The organism is Streptomyces curacoi, from assembly GCF_001513975.1.
Classification (GTDB): Bacteria; Actinomycetota; Actinomycetes; order Streptomycetales; family Streptomycetaceae; genus Streptomyces; species Streptomyces curacoi.
The window spans coordinates 280,972-300,198 of the sequence record NZ_KQ947992.1 but is presented as its reverse complement, the minus strand read 5'-3'; the positions used below and the strand labels follow the sequence as shown (position 1 = coordinate 300,198).

Annotated in this window: 20 protein-coding genes; 3 read left to right on the top strand and 17 right to left on the bottom strand. The window is 68.9% G+C overall.

What is annotated here, in order from left to right:
- Window positions 1-21 precede the first annotated feature (21 nt).
- The 3 genes from AQI70_RS29485 to AQI70_RS29475 all read left to right on the top strand — a co-directional run bounded on the left by AQI70_RS29485 (window position 22) and on the right by AQI70_RS29475 (window position 3,829).
- Window positions 22-1,215, top strand: a complete 1,194-nt coding sequence (locus AQI70_RS29485; protein WP_062155359.1) for a sensor histidine kinase — start codon at window positions 22-24, stop codon at window positions 1,213-1,215.
- On the top strand, window positions 1,212-1,853 hold the full coding sequence (locus AQI70_RS29480; protein ID WP_062155358.1) for a response regulator: 642 nt from the start codon (window positions 1,212-1,214) through the stop codon (window positions 1,851-1,853). Before AQI70_RS29485 ends, AQI70_RS29480 begins: the two co-directional genes overlap by 4 nt.
- 149 nt (window positions 1,854-2,002) lie before the next feature.
- Complete coding sequence (locus AQI70_RS29475) at window positions 2,003-3,829, top strand: glycoside hydrolase family 18 chitinase (RefSeq protein WP_062155357.1); 1,827 nt, start codon at window positions 2,003-2,005, stop codon at window positions 3,827-3,829.
- A 24-nt stretch (window positions 3,830-3,853) separates the two neighbouring features.
- On the opposite strand, the gene AQI70_RS29470 is transcribed toward AQI70_RS29475, so the two are convergent.
- The 17 genes from AQI70_RS29470 to rpmE all read right to left on the bottom strand — a co-directional run bounded on the left by AQI70_RS29470 (window position 3,854) and on the right by rpmE (window position 19,204).
- Window positions 3,854-4,300, bottom strand: coding sequence for a DUF2550 domain-containing protein (locus tag AQI70_RS29470; RefSeq protein ID WP_062155356.1), 447 nt, complete (start codon window positions 4,298-4,300; stop codon window positions 3,854-3,856).
- A gap of 163 nt (window positions 4,301-4,463) precedes the next feature.
- Window positions 4,464-4,838 (bottom strand): F0F1 ATP synthase subunit epsilon, encoded by a 375-nt coding sequence (locus AQI70_RS29465; protein WP_062155354.1) that lies wholly within the window; start codon window positions 4,836-4,838, stop codon window positions 4,464-4,466.
- 128 nt (window positions 4,839-4,966) lie between these two features.
- Window positions 4,967-6,403 (bottom strand): F0F1 ATP synthase subunit beta, encoded by a 1,437-nt coding sequence (atpD, locus tag AQI70_RS29460; protein ID WP_062155352.1) that lies wholly within the window; start codon window positions 6,401-6,403, stop codon window positions 4,967-4,969.
- Window positions 6,404-6,406: 3 nt separating this feature from the next.
- Window positions 6,407-7,321, bottom strand: a complete 915-nt coding sequence (locus tag AQI70_RS29455; RefSeq protein ID WP_062155350.1) for a F0F1 ATP synthase subunit gamma — start codon at window positions 7,319-7,321, stop codon at window positions 6,407-6,409.
- Between the two features lie 21 nt (window positions 7,322-7,342).
- Complete coding sequence (atpA, locus tag AQI70_RS29450; RefSeq protein ID WP_062155348.1) at window positions 7,343-8,950, bottom strand: F0F1 ATP synthase subunit alpha; 1,608 nt, start codon at window positions 8,948-8,950, stop codon at window positions 7,343-7,345.
- 124 nt (window positions 8,951-9,074) lie between these two features.
- A complete protein-coding gene (locus AQI70_RS29445; protein ID WP_062155345.1) occupies window positions 9,075-9,890 on the bottom strand; it encodes a F0F1 ATP synthase subunit delta in 816 nt (271 codons plus the stop codon).
- Window positions 9,887-10,435: a F0F1 ATP synthase subunit B gene (locus AQI70_RS29440; protein WP_003997867.1), complete on the bottom strand. Its 549-nt coding sequence runs from the start codon at window positions 10,433-10,435 to the stop codon at window positions 9,887-9,889. Before AQI70_RS29440 ends, AQI70_RS29445 begins: the two co-directional genes overlap by 4 nt.
- A gap of 40 nt (window positions 10,436-10,475) precedes the next feature.
- Window positions 10,476-10,709 (bottom strand): ATP synthase F0 subunit C, encoded by a 234-nt coding sequence (atpE, locus tag AQI70_RS29435; protein WP_003997868.1) that lies wholly within the window; start codon window positions 10,707-10,709, stop codon window positions 10,476-10,478.
- Window positions 10,710-10,787: 78 nt separating this feature from the next.
- Complete coding sequence (gene atpB / locus AQI70_RS29430; protein ID WP_482255595.1) at window positions 10,788-11,606, bottom strand: F0F1 ATP synthase subunit A; 819 nt, start codon at window positions 11,604-11,606, stop codon at window positions 10,788-10,790.
- 225 nt (window positions 11,607-11,831) lie between these two features.
- On the bottom strand, window positions 11,832-12,266 hold the full coding sequence (locus tag AQI70_RS29425) for a Cg1360 family ATP-synthase-associated protein (protein WP_062155343.1): 435 nt from the start codon (window positions 12,264-12,266) through the stop codon (window positions 11,832-11,834).
- Between the two features lie 317 nt (window positions 12,267-12,583).
- Window positions 12,584-13,948 (bottom strand): MraY family glycosyltransferase, encoded by a 1,365-nt coding sequence (locus AQI70_RS29420; protein ID WP_062155341.1) that lies wholly within the window; start codon window positions 13,946-13,948, stop codon window positions 12,584-12,586.
- Between the two features lie 140 nt (window positions 13,949-14,088).
- Complete coding sequence (locus AQI70_RS29415) at window positions 14,089-15,327, bottom strand: serine hydroxymethyltransferase (RefSeq protein ID WP_062155339.1); 1,239 nt, start codon at window positions 15,325-15,327, stop codon at window positions 14,089-14,091.
- A 161-nt stretch (window positions 15,328-15,488) separates the two neighbouring features.
- Window positions 15,489-16,169 (bottom strand): arsenate reductase/protein-tyrosine-phosphatase family protein, encoded by a 681-nt coding sequence (locus tag AQI70_RS29410; protein ID WP_037886626.1) that lies wholly within the window; start codon window positions 16,167-16,169, stop codon window positions 15,489-15,491.
- Window positions 16,166-16,813, bottom strand: coding sequence for an L-threonylcarbamoyladenylate synthase (locus AQI70_RS29405; RefSeq protein WP_003997874.1), 648 nt, complete (start codon window positions 16,811-16,813; stop codon window positions 16,166-16,168). Before AQI70_RS29405 ends, AQI70_RS29410 begins: the two co-directional genes overlap by 4 nt.
- 61 nt (window positions 16,814-16,874) lie before the next feature.
- Window positions 16,875-17,714 (bottom strand): peptide chain release factor N(5)-glutamine methyltransferase, encoded by an 840-nt coding sequence (prmC, locus tag AQI70_RS29400; RefSeq protein WP_062155337.1) that lies wholly within the window; start codon window positions 17,712-17,714, stop codon window positions 16,875-16,877.
- A gap of 92 nt (window positions 17,715-17,806) precedes the next feature.
- Window positions 17,807-18,874: a peptide chain release factor 1 gene (gene prfA / locus AQI70_RS29395; RefSeq protein WP_062155335.1), complete on the bottom strand. Its 1,068-nt coding sequence runs from the start codon at window positions 18,872-18,874 to the stop codon at window positions 17,807-17,809.
- Window positions 18,875-18,979: 105 nt separating this feature from the next.
- Complete coding sequence (gene rpmE, locus AQI70_RS29390; RefSeq protein ID WP_062155333.1) at window positions 18,980-19,204, bottom strand: 50S ribosomal protein L31; 225 nt, start codon at window positions 19,202-19,204, stop codon at window positions 18,980-18,982.
- Window positions 19,205-19,227: the final 23 nt, after the last annotated feature.

Sequence of the window (19,227 nt, the reverse complement as noted above, 5' to 3'; positions counted from 1 at the left end):
GGGCCCGTGTTGGATGGAGTCATGGCCGTACGACTGCCCCGCCCGCACCGCTTCGACCTGTGCGCCGCGCTCGCCGGACTGCTCGGGGGCCTGCTGCTGTGGGGCGTGGGACTCGCGGCCCGGCCGGCCGGGGAGCCGATCGTGCTCCTGGAGGGCCGCTGGCCGATCCTGCTGCCGCTCGCCGTGACCGCCGGCTGCGAGGCGATGCGCCGCACCCTGCCGCGCACGGCCCTGCTGGTGGGGTGGGCCGCGCTGACCGTGGACACCGTCACCCAGGGCAACCTGGTCACGGTCCTGATGTTCACGGACCTCGTGTACGCCGCCGTGGTGTACGGGCCGCCCCCCACCGCGCGGCGCGTGCCCTGGATCAGCGGGCTGCTCACGGTGGCCGGCACGATCGTGCCCGTGGCGGTGTGGCGGGTGCCCGAGGCGCTGCTGATCGGCGTGATCATCGGCTTGGTCGCGCTGATGCCGGCCCTCACCGGCTGGATCGTCCGCAACCACCGCGACGCCGCCGAGGCCGCCCGTCTGCGCGCCGAACAGACCGCGCTGCTCGCCGAGATGGACCGCGCCCAGGCCGTGACCTCGGAACGGGCGCGCATGGCACGCGAGTTGCACGACATGGTCGCCAACCATCTCTCCGCGATCGCCATCCACTCCACGGCCGCGCTCTCCCTCGACGACCCGAAGACCTCCCGCGAGGCGCTCTCGGTCATCCGTGAGAACAGCGTCGAAGGGCTCTCCGAGATGCGGCGGCTCATCGGCATCCTGCGCGACTCCAGCGGCGACACCGAGCCGGTGGCCGCTCCCACGCTCGACGGGCTCGGCGCCCTCGTGGCCGGCGCCCGCACCAACGGGCTCGACGTCACCCTCGACGCCGCGCACGGCACCGTCCCCGCCCCGGTGGAGCTCGCCGCCTACCGCATCGTCCAGGAGTCCCTCACCAACGCCCTCAAGCACGCCTCCCCCGGCCGGGTGACCGTCGCCCTCGCCCAGCGGGACGGCTCCCTCACCGTCACGGTGACCAGCCCCTTCGGCGACCGTGACGGACCGCGCGCGCCCGGCTCGGGTGCCGGGCTGGTGGGGATGCGGGAGCGGGTCGCGCTGCTGGGCGGCACGTTCGAGGCCGGGCCCGTGCGGGACCCGGACTCCGCCGACGGCAAGATCTGGACCGTACGCGCCACGCTTCCCGTGTCCGAAGGAGACAGAGAATGATCCGCGTCCTGGTCGCCGAGGACCAGTCCGCCGTCCGCGCCGGGCTCGTCCTCATCCTGCGCAGCGCGCCCGACATCGAGGTGGTCGGTGAGGCGGCGGACGGCGAACAGGCGGTGGCCATGGCCCGTGAACTGCGGCCCGACCTGGTGCTGATGGACGTTCAGATGCCACGCCTGGACGGGGTGGCGGCGACCCGGCAGGTCGTCGCCGAGCAGCTGGCCGACGTCCTGGTGCTCACCACCTTCGACCTCGACGAGTATGTGTTCGGGGCGCTGCGGGCCGGGGCCGCGGGCTTCCTGCTGAAGAACACGGAGGCGAAGGATCTGGTCGAGGCGGTGCGGACGGTGGCGCGCGGTGAGGGGATCGTCGCGCCCGCCGTCACCCGGCGGCTGATCACCGAGTTCGCGGCGAAGCCCGTTCGGGAGCCGACGGTCGATCCGTCCGTGCTGGACAGCCTCACGCGCCGCGAACGCGAGGTGCTGGCCTGCCTGGGCGAAGGCCTGTCCAACGCCGCTGTCGCGGCCCGGCTCGACATGGCCGAGGCGACGGTGAAGACGCACGTCAGCCGGTTGCTGGGGAAGCTGGAGCTGCGCAGTCGGGTGCAAGCGGCGGTACTCGCGCAGGAGTTGGGGATCTGAGAGCCCGGCCGAAGGAGCCGATCGGGGAGCAAAGGGCAACTGGTCCAGACCTATTGACCCGTGGTCCAGACCTTTCTATTCTCACCGCACCATGAGTGCGGCATGAGGCTCAGTCATGCCCCCCTGACTCCCCAACAAGGAGGCGCAGCATGCGCTTCAGACACAGAGCCGCGGCAGGGTTCGCGACCCTGTTGCTCCCGCTGGCCGGTCTCGTCGGCCTGGCGAGCCCCGCCGAGGCCGCGACGTCCGCCACCGCGACCTACACCAAGACCCAGGACTGGGGCTCCGGCTTCGAGGGCAAATGGACGGTGAAGAACACCGGCACCACGACGCTCAGCTCCTGGACCGTCGAGTGGGACTTCCCCTCCGGTACCTCCGTCACCTCCGCCTGGGACGCCGACGTCACCTCCTCCGGCACCCACTGGACCGCCAAGAACAAGTCCTGGAACGGCACCCTCGCCCCCGGCGCCTCCGTCTCCTTCGGCTTCAACGGCACCGGCTCCGGCTCCCCCGCGCACTGCAAGCTCAACGGCGGCAGCTGCGACGGCGGCACCACGGAACCCGGCGACAGCGCACCAAGCGCCCCCGGGACCCCGACCGCCTCCGACATCACCAACACCTCGGTGAAGCTGACCTGGTCGGCCGCCACCGACGACAAGGGCGTCAAGAACTACGACGTCCTGCGCGACGGCGCCAAGGTCGCGACCGTGACGAGCACGTCGTACACCGACACGGGCCTCACCGCCGGCACCGACTACTCCTACTCCGTCCAGGCCCGCGACACCGCCGACCAGACCGGCCCGGTCAGCGGCGCCCGCGCGGTGCGCACCACCGGCGGCACCACCGAGCCGCCGCCCACGGGTGGCAAGATCAAGCTCGGCTACTTCACCGAGTGGGGCGTCTACGGCCGCAACTACCACGTCAAGAACCTGGTGACCTCGGGCTCGGCGTCCAAGATCACGCACATCAACTACGCGTTCGGCAACGTCAAGGACGGCAAGTGCGTCGTCGACGACACCTACGCCGCCTACGACAAGGCCTACACCGCCGACCAGTCCGTCAGCGGCACCGCCGACACCTGGGACCAGCCCCTGCGCGGCAACTTCAACCAGCTGCGCCAGCTGAAGGCCAAGTACCCGCACATCAAGGTGCTGTACTCCTTCGGCGGCTGGACCTACTCCGGCGGCTTCGGCCAGGCCGCGGCCAACGCCGCCGCCTTCGCCAAGTCCTGCAAGGCCGTCGTCGAGGACCCGCGCTGGGCCGACGTCTTCGACGGCATCGACATCGACTGGGAGTACCCGAACGCCTGCGGCCTGACCTGTGACACGTCCGGCCCCGCGGCCTTCAAGAACCTCTCCCAGGCACTGCGTGCCGAGTTCGGCCCGAACTACCTGGTCACCGCGGCCATCACCGCCGACGGCTCCTCCGGCGGCAAGATCGACGCGGCCGACTACGGCGGCGCCGCACAGTACCTCGACTGGTACAACGTGATGACCTACGACTACTTCGGCGCCTTCGACAAGGACGGCCCGACCGCCCCGCACTCCCCGCTCACCTCGTACCCGGGGATCCCGCAGGCGGGCTTCAACTCGGCCGACGCCATCGCCAAGCTGAAGTCGAAGGGCGTCCCGTCCGCCAAGCTCCTGCTCGGCATCGGCTTCTACGGCCGCGGCTGGACCGGCGTCACCCAGTCCGCCCCCGGCGGCACGGCGACCGGCGCGGCTCCCGGCACCTACGAGGCCGGCATCGAGGACTACAAGATCCTCAAGAACTCCTGCCCGGCGACCGGCACCATCGCGGGCACGGCGTACGCGCACTGCGGCAGCAACTGGTGGTCTTACGACACCCCGTCGACGATCGCCGGGAAGATGACGTGGGCCAAGAACCAGGGCCTCGGCGGCGCGTTCTTCTGGGAGTTCAGCGGTGACACCAGCAACGGTGAGCTGGTGACCGCCATCAACAATGGACTCAAGTAATAAGCAAATAGGCGAATAGACGAACTAAGCGACATTGACGCGCTGACCGGGCGGGGCTGCCTCCAGCCACGCGAGGAAACCGGTCAGCGCGTCTTCGCTCATGGCGAGTTCGAGGCGGGTGCCCCGGTGCAGACAGGTGAGGATCACCGCGTCGGAGAGCAGCGCCAGCTCCTCCTCGCCGTCGGGTACGCGGCGGCCGGCCACCTCGATCGACGCGCGCTCCAGGATGCGGCGCGGGCGGTAGGCGTAGGAGAAGACGCGGTACCACTCGATCCGGTCGCCGTTGTAGCGGGCGACGCCGTAGCTCCAGCCCTTGCCGCTGGTGTCGGGTTTCTCCGGCACGTCCCAGCGCAGGGAACAGTCGAAGGTGCCGCCCGAGCGCTGGATGAGCCTGCGGCGCAGGCCGAAGACGAACAACCCCAGCACCACAAGGGCGACGACGATTCCGCACACAGTCAGAGCGAGGACCATCGACACCGACCTCCTCGTCTCCTAGGTAACGGAACGGAAAAAACTTCCATATCTGCCTCAGCCGCGACCGGCACCGGATTGCTCCGGTCCCAGCCGCGGCTGAGTGACGTCATCGCGTGCGCTCTCCCCAGAGCCTAAACGGCCCGGGCGGTACCCCCAGGGGTCAGCGCGCCGTCGCCGCCCGCAGTCGTACGTCCGCGCGGCGCTCGGCGGCGGCGTCGCCCACCGCCTTCGCGCGCTCGAGCTCGCGCTCCGCGCGCTGGACGTCGATCTCGTCCGACAGCTCGGCGATCTCGGCCAGCAGCGACAGCTTGTCGTCCGCGAACGAGATGAAACCGCCGTGCACCGCGGCGACGACCGTTCCACCTTCACTCGTACGGATGGTCACCGGGCCCGACTCCAGCACACCGAGCAGCGGCTGGTGACCGGGCATGACGCCGATGTCGCCGGACGTGGTGCGCGCGACGACCAGGGTGGCCTGGCCGGACCAGACCTCACGGTCGGCGGCGACCAGCGCGACGTGCAGCTCAGCAGCCAAGGTGGCTCCTCGGGTCACCACCCGGCGGTTCTGCCGGGTGTTGGTTACAAGTCTAGTAGGCGTGAGTGAGGGGGCGGGACGTGCCCCGCCCCCTCACCAAGAGCACAAGGCTCAAGAGCACCGGTGCGTCAGGAGACGCCCAGCTCCTTCGCGTTCTTCTTCAGGTCCTCAAGACCACCGCACATGAAGAACGCCTGCTCCGGGAAGTGGTCGAACTCACCGTCGCAGATCGCGTTGAACGCGGCGATCGACTCGTCCAGCGGCACGTCCGAGCCGTCCACACCGGTGAACTGCTTGGCGACGTGGGTGTTCTGGGACAGGAAGCGCTCGACGCGGCGGGCACGCTGGACGACCAGCTTGTCCTCCTCGCTGAGCTCGTCGATACCGAGGATCGCGATGATGTCCTGGAGGTCCTTGTACTTCTGCAGGATCCCCTTGACGCGCATGGCGCAGTCGTAGTGGTCCTGCGCGATGTAGCGCGGGTCCAGGATGCGGGACGTGGAGTCCAGCGGGTCCACGGCCGGGTAGATGCCCTTCTCGGAGATCGGACGGGACAGAACCGTCGTCGCGTCGAGGTGGGCGAACGTGGTGGCCGGGGCCGGGTCGGTCAGGTCGTCCGCGGGGACGTAGATCGCCTGCATCGAGGTGATCGAGTGACCGCGGGTCGAGGTGATGCGCTCCTGGAGGAGACCCATCTCGTCGGCCAGGTTCGGCTGGTAACCCACCGCGGAGGGCATACGGCCGAGCAGGGTCGACACCTCGGAACCGGCCTGGGTGAAGCGGAAGATGTTGTCGATGAAGAACAGCACGTCCTGCTTCTGCACATCGCGGAAGTACTCCGCCATGGTCAGACCGGCGAGGGCCACGCGCAGACGGGTGCCCGGGGGCTCGTCCATCTGACCGAAGACCAGCGCGGTCTTGTCGATGACGCCCGAGTCCGACATCTCCTCGATGAGGTCGTTGCCCTCACGGGTGCGCTCACCGACACCGGCGAACACGGAGACACCGTCGTGGTTGTTGGCGACGCGGTAGATCATCTCCTGGATGAGCACCGTCTTGCCGACGCCGGCACCGCCGAACAGACCGATCTTTCCACCCTTGACGTACGGGGTGAGAAGGTCGATGACCTTGACGCCGGTCTCGAACATCTCGGTCTTCGACTCGAGCTCGTCGAAGTTCGGCGCCTTGCGGTGGATGGACCAGCGCTCGCCGTCGTAGGTCTCGTCGACGTTCAGCACCTCACCGAGGGTGTTGAACACCTTGCCCTTGGTGAAGTCGCCGACCGGAACGGTGATGCCCGTGCCGGTGTCGGTGACCGGGGCCTGGCGGACCAGACCGTCGGTGGGCTGCATGGAGATCGCGCGGACCAGGCCGTCACCCAGGTGCTGGGCGACCTCCAGGGTCAGGATCTTCTTCTCGCCCGCGTTCGCCGGGTCGGCGACCTCGACGTGGAGGGCGTTGTAGATCTCCGGCATCGCGTCGACGGGGAACTCCACGTCGACGACCGGGCCGATGACCCGCGCGACGCGGCCCGTCGCCGTGGCCGTCTCAACAGTGGTGGTCATTTGTCAGTCACTCCCCGCGGTCGCGTCGGCCAGGGCGCTGGCGCCACCGACGATCTCGCTGATTTCCTGGGTGATTTCGGCCTGGCGGGCCTGGTTGGCAAGCCGGGTGAGGGTCTCGATGAGCTCGCCGGCGTTGTCGGTGGCCGACTTCATCGCGCGCCGCGTGGCGGCGTGCTTGGAGGCGGCCGACTGGAGCAGCGCGTTGTAGATACGGCTCTCCACATAGCGCGGCAGCAGGGCGTCGAGGACGTCCTCCGCCGACGGCTCGAAGTCGTACAGCGGAAGAAGCTCGCCCTTGGACGGAGCCTCCTCCGCGACCTCTTCGAGGCTGAGCGGCAGCAGACGCGCATCCAGCGCCTGCTGGGTCATCATCGACACGAACTCGGTGTAGACGATGTGGAGCTCGTCCACGCCGCCGTCCGCCGTGTCCTTCTCGATGGCCTCGATCAGCGGGGCCGCGACCTTCTTGGCGTCCGCGTACGTGGGCTCGTCGGTGAAGCCGGTCCACGACTCCGCGATCTTGCGCTCACGGAAGTTGTAGTGGGCGACACCGCGCCGGCCGACGATGTAGATGTCGACCTGCTTGCCCTCGCGCTCCAGGCGCTCGGTCAGCTGCTCCGCCGCCTTGATGGAGTTGGAGTTGAAGGCACCGGCAAGACCCCGGTCGCTCGTCAGGAGCAGCACCGCGGACCGCGTGACCGTCTCGGCCTGCGTGGTCAGCGGGTGCTTGGTGTTCGAGCCGGTACCGACCGCCGTGACCGCGCGGGTGAGCTCGGTCGCGTACGGCGTGGAGGCCGCCACCTTGCGCTGCGCCTTGACGACGCGCGAGGCGGCGATCATCTCCATCGCCTTCGTGATCTTCTTGGTCGCGGTGACGGATCGGATGCGACGCTTGTAGACCCGGAGCTGGGCTCCCATGAGTCAGGTCCCTTCCTTACGTCACTTGGAGGCGCTGGTCGCCTTCGGGGCGGCCGGAGCCTCTTCGCCGAGGAGCTTGCCGTCCGAGGTCTCGAACTGCTTCTTGAACTCCGCGATGGCGTCGGCGACAGCGGTGAGCGTGTCGTCCGACATCTTGCCGCCCTCCTTGATGGAGGTCATGAGGCCCTGCTCCTTGCGGTGCAGGTACTCAAGGAGCTCGCGCTCGAAGCGGCGGATGTCGGCGACCGGGACGTCGTCCATCTTGCCGGTGGTGCCGGCCCACACGGAGACGACCTGGTCCTCGGTCGACATCGGCTGGTACTGAGCCTGCTTCAGCAGCTCGACCATGCGCTGACCGCGCTCCAGCTGCGCCTTCGACGCGGCGTCCAGGTCGGAACCGAAGGCGGCGAACGCCTCAAGCTCACGGAACTGGGCGAGGTCGACGCGCAGACGACCGGAAACCTGCTTCATCGCCTTGTGCTGCGCGGAACCACCGACTCGGGAGACGGAGATACCGACGTTCAGCGCGGGGCGCTGACCGGCGTTGAACAGGTCCGACTCCAGGAAGCACTGGCCGTCGGTGATGGAGATGACGTTGGTCGGGATGAACGCCGACACGTCGTTGGCCTTGGTCTCGACGATCGGCAGACCGGTCATCGAGCCGGCGCCCATCTCGTCGGAGAGCTTGGCGCAGCGCTCCAGCAGACGGGAGTGCAGGTAGAAGACGTCACCCGGGTAGGCCTCACGGCCCGGCGGGCGGCGCAGCAGCAGCGACACGGCGCGGTAGGCGTCGGCCTGCTTCGACAGGTCGTCGAAGATGATCAGGACGTGCTTGCCCTGGTACATCCAGTGCTGGCCGATGGCCGAGCCGGTGTACGGCGCCAGGTACTTGAAGCCGGCCGGGTCGGACGCCGGGGCGGCGACGATGGTCGTGTACTCCAGCGCGCCGTTCTCCTCCAGCGCGCGGCGGACCGACGCGATGGTGGAGCCCTTCTGGCCGATGGCGACGTAGATGCAGCGGACCTGCTTGTTCGGGTCGCCGGTGCGCCAGTTGTCGCGCTGGTTGATGATCGTGTCGACGGCCAGGGCGGTCTTGCCGGTCTGGCGGTCACCGATGATCAGCTGACGCTGACCACGGCCGATCGGGGTCATCGCGTCGACGGCCTTGTAGCCGGTCTCCATCGGCTCGTGCACCGACTTGCGGACCATGACGCCCGGGGCCTGCAGCTCGAGGGCGCGGCGACTGTCGGTCTCGATCTCGCCGAGGCCGTCGATCGGGTTGCCGAGCGGGTCGACGACGCGGCCGAGGTAGCCCTCGCCCACTGCCACGGAGAGCACCTCGCCGGTACGGGTGACCGGCTGCCCCTCCTCGATGCCGCTGAACTCACCGAGGACGATGGCACCGATCTCGCGCTCCTCGAGGTTGAGGGCGAGGCCGAGGGTGCCGTCCTCGAACTTCAGCAGTTCGTTGGCCATGGCCGAGGGCAGACCCTCGACCTTCGCGATGCCGTCGCCGGCAAGGGTGACCGTACCGACCTCCTCGCGCGAGGCCGCGTCCGGCTTGTACGACTGGACGAAGGTCTCCAGTGCGTCCCGGATCTCCTCCGGCCGGATCGTGAGCTCCGCCATCTGGGTTCCCTGCTCTCCTTGTTGGGCCCGAAGTTTCACTTTGGGGGTCTGGGGGCGACCCCCAGGAATCCTCTGCACGGCCCAACATGGGCCGTCGTAAGTACGTACTGCTATTAAGTTGCCGCTAGCTCGCCAGTCGGCGGCCGGCGTCCTCGATGCGGTCCGCGAGGGAGCCGTTGATGACCTCGTCGCCGACCTGCACCCGGATCCCGCCGACGACCTCGGGGTCCACGTCGAGGTTGAGGTGCATCTGACGGCCGTAGAGCTTCGCCAGCGCGGCGCCGAGGCGCTGCTTCTGTACGTCGCTCAGCGGCACCGCCGAGGTGACGACGGCGACCATGCGGTCCCGGCGCTCGGCGGCGAGCTTGGACAGGGACTCCAGTCCCGACTCCAGGCTACGTCCACGCGGCACGGTCACAAGACGCGTCACCAGACGCTCGGTGGTCGCCTTGGCCCGGCCGCCGAGCAGGCTGCGCAGCAGCTCGCTCTTGGCCGTCTTGGAGGCGGCGCGGTCGGTCAGCGCGGCGCGCAGCCCGGTGCTGGAAGAGACGATCCGGCCGAACCGGAACAGCTCGTCCTCGACGTCGTCGAGCGTGCCCGCCTTCTGCGCGGCCGTGAGGTCGGCGGTGTCCGCCAGCTCCTCCAGCGCGTCCACCAGGTCGCGCGACTGCGACCAGCGGGAGCGCACCATGCCGGCCAGCAGGTCCACGGCCTCGCCGCCGACCTGGCCGCCGAGCAGGCGCTGGGCCAGCTCGGCCTTGGCCTCACCGGCCTGCGCCGGGTCGGTGAGGACCCGACGCAGCGACACCTCGCGGTCGAGCAGCGCGGTGACGGCGGCCAGCTCGTCGGCGAGCTTGGCCGCGTCGACGGACGTCGAGTCCGTCAGCGCGTCGAGACGCTCACGTGCGGCTGCCAGGGCCTCGCGGCTCGCTCCGTTCATCGGCCGGCCTCGGCCTTCTCCTCGAGGTCGTCGAGGAAGCGGTCGATCACACGGCTCTGCCGGGCGTGGTCCTCAAGGGACTCACCGACGAGCTTGCCGGCCAGCTCGGTGGCGAGCTTGCCGACGTCCTGACGCAGCGCGGACGCGGCGGCCTTGCGGTCGGCCTCGATCTGCGCATGACCGGCGGCGACGATCTCCTCGCGCTGCCGCTGGCCTTCCGCGCGCATCTCGGCGATGAGCGCGGCGCCCTGCTCCTGCGCCTCCTGGCGCAGACGCGCGGCCTCGTGCCGGGCCTCGGCGAGCTGGGCCTTGTACTGCTCGAGGACGCTCTGGGCCTCGACCTGAGCAGCCTCGGCCTTCTCGATTCCGCCTTCGATCGCCTCGCGGCGCTCTTCCAGAACCTTGTTGATGTTCGGGAGCAGCTTCTTCCAGAAGAAGAAGAACACGATGGCGAAGGCGATGGTGCCGACGAGCAGCTCGGGGCCCGGAGGAACGAGCGGGTTCTGCTCTTCCTCGGCCGCCAGCTGTACCAGGTTGGCGATCACATCAGTGCCTTTCGTTGAAAGGTTTGCTCGTCAAGGTCCGTCAGTTGTAGACGAACGGCATGACGATGCCGATGAGGGCGAGCGCCTCACAGAAGGCGAAGCCGAGGATCTGGTTGGCACGGATCAGACCGGCGGCCTCGGGCTGGCGGGCGAGGGCCTGGGTGCCGTTGCCGAAGATGATGCCGACGCCGACGCCGGGGCCGATGGCGGCAAGGCCGTAACCGATGGAACCGATGTTGCCATCGACAGCGGCGAGGGTCTCAAGGGCAGCCATGCTGATTCTTCCTTCTCTTTCATGGACCGGCGGGGGTTGGCCACCGGACGTTCTTGGGGGCTGGTGGTGCGGCGGGGCTCAGTGGTGTTCGGCGAGAGCGCCCTGGATGTACGAGCAGGCGAGGAGGACGAAGACGTACGCCTGGACGGCCTGCACGAAGAGCTCGAAGAGGATCATGACGACGGTCATGACGAACGAGACACCGGCCGCCGGGATCATCCAGCTGTTCAGCAGGTACCAGGAGGCGACGGTGAACATGACCAGCATCAGGTGACCGGCGAACATGTTGGCGAACAGTCGCACCGCGTGCGTGAACGGCCGGACCAGCAGGTTCGAGAAGAACTCGATGACCATTACGAGCGGCAGCACCGGGCCCAGCGACTTGTCGTAGCCCGTGACGTTCTTGAAGAAGCCGACGAAGCCGTGCCGCTTGAAGGTCAGCGAGACCCAGACGACATAGACGATGAGGGCCAGCACCATCGGGAACGCGATGATCGATGACACCGGGAACTGGGCCAGCGGGATCACGGACCAGATGTTCATGATCCAGATGAAGAAGAACAGCGAGACCATGAACGGGACGTACTTCTCGCCCTCACGCTTGCCGAGGGTCTCGTAGACGATGCCGCGACGCACGAAGTCGTAGCCGGCCTCGCCCACCATCTGCAGCTTGCCCGGGACCACCTTGGCCTTGCCGAAGGCCGCCCAGAAGAAGGCGACAACGAGGACGGTGGTGATGAGCGCGAGCAGCATCACCTTGTTGAACTCGAACCCCCCGACCGTGGCGATCGGCTTGAAGAGGAACGAGTGCAGGCCCGGAGCCGGGAAGCCGCAGCCGTTGTCGGACATGATCCGACAGCTCCAGTCAAAGGCGAGCTGGGTCTGGTCAGCACTCACCACGGGCTCCTTCGGCGTGACGCATGGGTACGGCAACCTCGTTGTGTCGGCGCGGCGCGCAGCCGCGGATCGGCACCGGACTGGTGTTACGGATGTGGGGGCGGCTGTGGGGCATCAAGCCTCGCCATTGAGCAGGCGTCAGCTCAGATGCCCGCGCCCGCGATGCCGCAGTTGGCACCGGACGATAGCAGGACTTCTCACACGCACTTATCTCGGCCCTACCCCTCACGACGAGTGCCCCGATTTTTCGGGCTTTCCGCCCGAGGAGTCGGGTTCGACGTAGAGGATCTTGGCCTTCATGTGGGCCCGCGTCTGGGCGGCGATCCACACGAGGGTGGTGGCGATGAGAGTGATGGCGAAAGCCCTGGGGTGGAACAGCGTGGTGTTCTTGAACGCGCTCAGGAAAATGAACAGCAGCAGGATCTGCGCCGCGTAGAGCATCAGGCCCATCATCTGGAACAGATGCGGAAGCGATTTGGCAATCCGCTGCAGAACGTAGAGCCCGACACCCATGAAGAGGATCGTGAGCACCGCCGCCACGACGGACCCGATCGCTCCCTTGCCGCCGACGACCACACCACTGACGACGGCGGCAATCGCGCCGACGGCGGCTGTGGGCACAGCGGCCTGGAGCAGGATCCGGGCGTCATTGGACGGCATGGCGGCAACTCCGCTTTCACAGGGGGCAGGGTGTCGTCATGGACGAGCGTAGTCCCGGGATGAGAGAGGACCTCACACCAATGGACCGTCGCACTACGGTCCTTCGGCTCTGTCCGGGGGTTCTCGTGAACGGTATCACAAACTATTTGATGAGGTCTTTACCTGAAGGGTGTGCCTGCCGTCACACATGAGAGTGACAGTGCGCGTCTGTGCAGAAACACAGCCGACTTGTCTGGTATTAGGGCGCTTCGTTCCCCCATGACTTGGCAATGCTCTAGTCAGATTCTTACCTTGGCCCTGCCTCTTACCGTCGGCCCTCAGCCCGACGTTCCGGCCTTGCGCCTGTCCAGGAAGCGCGACCGGGCACCGATGGCGGTGGCGCCGTTGACGCCCGCCACCCCGGCGGCGACCGGCGTGCGCGGCTCCTCCTCCGAGCGGGCCTCGGACAGGGCGTCGGCCGGTGCCTCGGCGGCGCCGGTCTGCGGTGTGGTGGCCGCGGGCTCCGTCACCGCCCCGCGGCGGCGGTAGCGCGGCGGGACGAAGGCCTCGGCCCAGCGGGGGGTGCGCGGGGTGAAGCGGGGCAGCAGAAGCAGTACGAGACCGATCGCGCTCAGGAACACCACACCCAGCACGATCCACATGGACGCCGAGTTCACCGAGTAGGCCAGGGCGCCGAAGGCGATCAGCGCCGACCAGAAGTACATGATCAGGACCGCGCGGCTGTGGGAGTGGCCGATCTCCAGCAGGCGGTGGTGGAGGTGGCCCCGGTCGGCGGCGAACGGGGACTGCCCGCGCCAGGTGCGGCGGACGATCGCCAGCACCAGGTCGGCGGCCGGGATCGCGATGATCGTCAGCGGGAGCAGGAGGGGGATGTAGACGGGCACCGTCTGGTGCACGGCCTCCTTCTCGGAGCCGGCGAACAGCTTCAGCGCGTCCGGGTCGACCTGCCCGGTGATGGAGATGGCGCCCGCGGCGAGCACCAAGCCGATCAGCATCGAGCCGGAGTCGCCCATGAAGATCCGCGCGGGGTGCATGTTGTGCGGCAGGAAGCCCAGGCACATGCCCATCAGGATCGCCGCGAACAGGGTGGCCGGGGCGGCGGCCTCGATGCCGTACGACACCCAGACCCGGTAGGCGTAGAGGAAGAACGCGGCCGACGCGATGCACACCATGCCGGCCGCGAGGCCGTCCAGGCCGTCGACGAAGTTGACCGCGTTGATGGTGATGACGACCAGCGCGACCGTCAGCAGCGTGCCCTGCCACTGGGTCAGCGCGACCGAGCCGAAGCCGGGGATGGGCAGCCACAGGATCGTCAGACCCTGCATGACCATGACGCCGGCGGCGATCATCTGGCCGCCCAGCTTGATCAGGGCGTCGATCTCGAACTTGTCGTCCAGGACGCCGATCAGCCAGATGAGCGCCGCTCCGGAGAGCAGCGCCCGTGGCTCGTTGGACCTCTCGAAGACCGTGCTGAGGTTGGTGAGGTGGTCGGCGACCAGCAGGCCCGCGCACAGGCCGAAGAACATCGCGATACCGCCGAGCCGCGGAGTGGGTTCCCGGTGCACGTCGCGTGCCCGGATCTCCGGCATGGCTCCGGCCACGATCGCGAACTTCCGTACCGGCCCTGTCAGCAGATACGTCACCGCGGCCGTGATGCAGAGCGTCAGCAGGTATTCACGCACGGGCTTCCCCACAAGTCTCGCTGGCCATCTCAGCCCCACACCCTAGCGACGGACACATACGCGACGCATATGTGTGGGGACTTCCGGGTAGCGACGATGGTTGCACGTGTGGCTGTGTGCGCAGGTGCGTCTACCCCGCATCAGCCGGGATACGGCGGAAATCTACCGGCCAGCTCCCGCACTTCTTCACGGGCCTGGTGGCTTTCGGTCTCCCCCCTCAGCACCGCCGCCAGCAGCGCGGCGATCCGCGCCATCTCCTCCTCCCCCATGCCCTGGGTGGTGATCGCCGCCGTCCCCAGGCGCAGGCCGCGGGCGTCGCCGTGCGGCAGCGCACAGCAGTCCAGCACCATGCCGGCCGCCGCGAGCCGGCCCCGCGCGCTACGGCCGTCGACGCCGAGTGGCGCCGGATCGGCGGTGATGAGATGGGTGTCGGTCCCGCCCGTGGTGACGACCAGCCCCTGCGCGGCCAGGTGGGCCGCGAGAGCCCTCGCGTTGGCGACCACCTGATGGGCGTACACGGTGAACGCCGGTGTTGCCGCCTCGCCGAACGCGACGGCCTTGGCGGCGATGGTGTGCATCTGCGCGCCGCCCTGGGTGAACGGGAAGACGGCGCGATCGACCCGCTCGGCGAGGTCCGAGCCGCACAGGATCATGCCGCCTCGGGGTCCCCGCAGCACCTTGTGGGTGGTGGCGCACACCACATCGGCGTACGGCACGGGGTTCGGCGCCGCTCCCCCGGCGACCAGGCCCATGGGGTGGGCGGCGTCGGCGATCAGATACGCGCCCACCTCGTCCGCGATGTCCCGGAAGAGGGCGTAGTCGAGGTGGCGCGGGTAGGCGATGGACCCGCAGACGACGGCCTTGGGCCGGTGGTTGCGGGCGAGGGTGCGCACCTGGTCGTAGTCGATGAGCCCGGTCTCGGCGTCCACTCCGTAGCCCACGAAGTCGAACCAGCGGCCGGAGAAGTTGGCGGGCGAGCCATGGGTGAGATGGCCGCCGTGCGGCAGCCCGAGGGCGAGCACGGTGTCACCGGGCCGCAGCAGGGCGGCGTACGCGGCGAGGACGGCCGAGGACCCCGAGTGCGGCTGTACGTTGGCGTGTTCGGCGTCGAACAGCGTCCTGGCCCGCTCCACGGCGAGCCGCTCGGCGACGTCGACCATCTCGCAGCCACCGTGGTAGCGGGCCCCGGGATATCCCTCCGCGTACTTGTTGGCGAGCGGCGACCCGAGAGCCGCCAGCACGGCCGGCGACGTGAAGTTCTCGGCGGCGATGAGCTGAAGCGTCGTCGACTGCCGGTCGAGCTCCCCGAGCAGGATGTCGGCGAGTTGGGGGTCCTGGCGGCGCAGGATGTCGGCCTCGATGGCAGGGCTGACCGTCATGGTGGGCTCCCGGCGTCGACGTTGACGTAGGTCCAATGTAGGCCCGGTACGTCAGGGGCGCCCGGTGTCGGCGTCCATCGCTGCTGCCGACCGCCGGAAACCGAGGGCGGCCGTTCCGCCGGGCGAGGGAGGCCCCCGGTGGCCCCGGCCGTCGCCTGCGCCTACGTGCGCGCAGGCACCCCCGTCAACGCCGTCACCACCGGATCCAGCGCCTCGTGTATCTCGTCCCCCACCGACCGGAAGAACGGCAGCGGCGCCCCGTACGGGTCGTACACCTCGTCCGCCTCCGCCGTCGGCGCCAGCAGCCACCCGCGTAGAGCCGCCGCCGCGCGGACCAGAGCGCGTGCGCGGATGACCACGCCGTCCTCCAGGGGCGGCAGGGTCGCCGGATCTATCGCCTTCACCAGGCGGGTGAACTCCTTGAGGGTGAAGGTGCGCAGGCCCGCCGAGTGGCCCATGGAGATGACCTGGGCGCGGTGGTCGCGGGTGGCCGTGAGGACCAGGTCGGCGCGGATGACGTGCTCGTCGAGGAGCTCGCGGCCGACGAAGCCGGAGGCGTCCGCGCCGAAGTCGGCGAGGACGGTCTCCGCGTTGGCCTCCATGGGCGCGCCCTCGTGGCCCCAGGTCCCCGCGCTCTCCACGATCAGCCCGCCGCCGAGCACCCCGAGCCGCTGCGCGACGAAATGACGGGTCAGCCGCTCGGTGATCGGCGAGCGGCACACGTTGCCGGTGCTGACGTGGAGGATGCGGAAGCTGTCGCGCGGAAGCCCGACGAATGTCGTCGTGATCTCCGCGGCGTTCTCCCCGTTGCCTATGCCACGCCCCACATCAGGGGCTGTCAATTGGCCACCTCGAGGTCGGGTACCACCTTGCGCAGCTCGTCGGCCGAGATCGCGCCCTCGCGCAGCAGCAGGGGGACCTCGCCGGTCACGTCGACGATCGAGGACGGGACGTTGCCGGGGGTCGGGCCGCCGTCCAGGTAGACCGAGACGGAGTCGCCGAGCATCTCCTGGGCGGCGTCACAGTCCTCCGGCGCCGGGTGACCCGTCAGGTTGGCCGAGGAGACCGCCATCGGGCCGACCTCGGTCAGCAGCTCGATGGCGACCGGGTGCAGTGGCATGCGCACGGCGACCGTGCCCCGGGTGTCGCCCAGGTCCCACTGCAGGGACGGCTGGTGCTTGGCGACCAGCGTCAGCGCGCCCGGCCAGAACGCGTCGACCAGTTCCCAGGCCAGCTCGGAGAAGTCGGTGACGAGACCGTGAAGGGTGTTCGGGGAGCCGATCAGCACAGGGGTGGGCATGTTGCGGCCCCGGCCCTTGGCCTCCAGCAGGTCACCCACGGCCTCCTTGGAGAACGCGTCGGCCCCGATGCCGTACACCGTGTCGGTCGGAAGCACCACGAGCTCGCCACGGCGGACGGCGGACGCGGCCTCACGCAGACCCGTCGTGCGGTCGGTCGCGTCGTTGGTGTCGTATCGCCGTGCCATATCTAGCGGGCCTCCTCGTACACGTAATGCCGGGCTTCAGAGAGAACTGCGTGGGGGGCGGTCACGGCAGCGCCTTGCGGGCGGTCGCGAACCGGGGGCGGTTGTTGAGGTCGGGATGGTCGGCCGCGTCGGCCCAGCCCCGCTCCTCCGTGAAGATCCACGGCACCTGGCCGCCCTGGGTGTCGGCGTGCTCGATGACGACGACACCGCCGGGGCGCAGAAGCCGGTGCGCGGTGCGTTCCAGACCGCGGATGAGGTCGAGGCCGTCCTCCCCCGAGAACAGGGCGAGTTCGGGATCGTAGTCCCGCGCCTCGGGAGCGACGTACTCCCATTCGGTGAGCGGGATGTAGGGCGGGTTGGAGATGACCAGGTCGACCTGGCCGTCGAGGTCGGGGAAGGCGTCCAGGGCATTGCCCTGCCGCAGGTCGACACGGGACCCCGCCACGTTCTTGCGCGTCCACACCAGGGCGTCCTCGGACAGCTCCACGGCGTGCACGCGCGAGCGCGGGACCTCCTGGGCGAGGGCGAGCGCGATGGCGCCGGAGCCGGTGCACAGGTCGACGATGCAGGGCTCGACGACGTCCATCGCCCGCACGGCGTCTATGGCCCACCCGACGACCGACTCGGTTTCGGGGCGGGGCACGAACACTCCGGGCCCGACCTGGAGTTCCAGGTACCGGAAGTAGGCACGCCCGGTGATGTGCTGCAGTGGCTCGCGCTGCTCGCGGCGGGCGACGACCTCCCAGTACCGGGCGTCGAAGTCCGCGTCCTTCACGGAGTGCAGCTCGCCCCGCTTCACGCCGTGCACGAACGCGGCGAGCTCCTCCGCGTCATTGCGCGGCGAGGGCACGCCGGCATCGGCCAGCCGCTGGGTGGCCTGGGCCACCTCCGCGAGCAGCACGCTGCGGGGGCTTGAGGGTCGCCCCCCAATGTTTTGCTGCACGCAAGTCCTCCGTGTCGTACTCGCTGTCGTACTCGTACGTGCCTACGTCCTTACGCAGCCGCCAGCTTCGCCGCCGAGTCCGCGTCGACGCAGGCCTGGATCACCGCGTCGAGGTCGCCGTCCAGCACCTGGTCCAGGTTGTAGGCCTTGAAGCCGACGCGGTGGTCCGAGATGCGATTCTCCGGGAAGTTGTAGGTGCGGATCTTCTCGGAGCGGTCGACCGTGCGGACCTGGCTGCGGCGGGCGTCGGCGGCCTCCTTCTCCGCTTCCTCCTGCGCCATGGCGAGCAGCCTGGAGCGCAGGATACGCAGTGCCTGCTCCTTGTTCTGCAGCTGGCTCTTCTCGTTCTGGCAGGAGGCGACGACTCCGGTCGGGATGTGCGTGATGCGCACGGCGGAGTCGGTGGTGTTGACGGACTGGCCGCCCGGGCCGGAGGACCGGTAGACGTCGATCCGCAGGTCGTTGGGGTTGATCTCGACATCGACCTCTTCGGCCTCGGGGGTGACGAGCACACCGGCCGCGGAGGTGTGGATACGGCCCTGGGACTCGGTGGCGGGCACCCGCTGGACGCGGTGCACACCGCCCTCGTACTTCAGGCGGGCCCACACGCCCTGCCCGGGCTCGGTCTGTCCCTTGGTCTTCACCGCGACCTGGACGTCCTTGTAGCCGCCCAGCTCGGACTCGGTGGCGTCGATGATCTCGGTCTTCCAGCCGACGCGCTCGGCGTAACGCAGGTACATGCGCAGCAGGTCACCGGCGAAGAGCGCGGACTCGTCGCCGCCGGCGCCGGCCTTGATCTCAAGGATGACGTCCTTGTCGTCGCTGGGGTCACGCGGGACGAGCAGGAGGCGGAGCTTCTCCGTCAGCTCCTCGCGCTGCTTCTCCAGCTCCTTGACCTCGGCGGCGAACTCCGCGTCGTCGGCGCCCAGTTCCCGGGCCGTCTCGATGTCGTCGCCGGACTGCTTCCAAGAGCGGTACGTGGCGACGATCGGGGTGAGCTCGGCGTAGCGCTTGTTCAGCTTGCGCGCGTTCGCCTGGTCGGCGTGGACCGACGGGTCGGCGAGCTTCTTCTCCAGGTCGGCGTGCTCAGCGACCAGTTCCTCGACGGCCTCGAACATCTTGGGCTCCTGTGTAGGTACGTCTGTGAAGGGCGGGCGACCAAAAACGCCGGTCCCGGCGCGCCTGTGGTGGGGCGCGGCCGTGGACCGGCGAATTGGAGCTCGCTACTTCTTGGAGCCGGCAGCAGCCTTGCCGAAGCGGGCCTCGAAGCGGGCCACACGGCCACCGGTGTCGAGGATCTTCTGCTTGCCCGTGTAGAACGGGTGGCACTCGGAGCAGACCTCGGCACGGATGGTGCCGCTGGTGATCGTGCTACGGGTGGTGAACGACGCGCCACAGGTGCAGCTGACCTGCGTCTCGACGTACTCGGGGTGGATGTCGCGCTTCAAGGTGTCTCCTACTGTTTCGGGAG